At 69.6% G+C, this 969-nt stretch carries 1 protein-coding gene; it reads right to left on the reverse strand.

Annotated elements, in window-relative coordinates:
- Positions 1–969, reverse strand: a 969-nt coding sequence (locus FG93_RS22370; protein ID WP_043238694.1) for an HlyD family type I secretion periplasmic adaptor subunit, incomplete at both ends; no start/stop codon positions are given.

The following is a 969-nucleotide window of genomic DNA, read 5'->3' on the forward strand; positions in this document are numbered from 1 at the left end:
CCGAGGGCGGCGACGAGATCGCCGTCGATCTGGATTTCGCCGGTGTAGAAATTGGCGCCGGTGGTGGGGTCGCGGGTGGTCGCCGGGGAGAGATGGCTGACGGTGCCCGGCAGCTCCGGGGTCGCGTTCCTGGCGAAGGCGGAGAAGCGCAGGCGGGCGGGTTGGCCCGGCCTGACCTGGTCGATATCGGTCGGTGCGATCTTGACCTCGACGGTGAGCCTGGCCTCGCCCGGCACGATGGTGGCAAGGCGCGCGGCCGGGGTGATGACGCCGCCGACGGTGAAGACGGTCAGCTCGTTGACGAGGCCGGCGATCGGGGCGCGGATCTCGGAGCGCGAGAGCCGGTCCTCGCTGGCGAGGCGCCGGTCGCTGAGTTCGGAGACCTTGGCCTCGACCTGGCGCAGCTCGCGCTGGGCCTCGGTGCGGGCGGTCTCGTCGACGGCGATGATCTGGATGCGGGCCTCGCTGATGCGCAGCCGGGCCCGGGCCATCGAGGCCTCGATCTCGCCGCGCTCGCCGAGCAGGCGGGCCCATTCGCGGTTGATGTTGTAGACCTTCGTGCCGTCGATGAAGCCCTTCTGGAACAGGCCGAGATATTTGTTGCGCTCGAGCTCGACCAGGCGCAGCTCCTCGACCTTGGCGACCTGGCGGGCCTCGAGGCCTTTCACCTCCTCGCCGGACTGGACGATGCTGATCTCGAGCTGTTCCTTGCGGCTTTCGCGGTTGGTGCGGTTGCCGTCGAACAGGCGGGTCTCGCCCTGGATGATCTGGGCTGGCGCGTCGGAGATCTGGGCGAGCTCGGCCGGGAAGGTGATCGCGGCGAGATTGTCGCGCTCGGCGATCAGGCGGGCCTTGCGGCCGAGATTCTCGCCGAGCTGCGAGCGGATGATCGAGAGCTCGGCCCTGGTCTGGACATCGTCGAGCCAGAACAGGGTCTGGCCTGCCTCGACCCGGTCGCCCTGGCGCACC

It is taken from the genome of Allobosea sp. LC85, assembly GCF_000735605.1.
GTDB lineage: Bacteria > Pseudomonadota > Alphaproteobacteria > Rhizobiales > Beijerinckiaceae > Allobosea.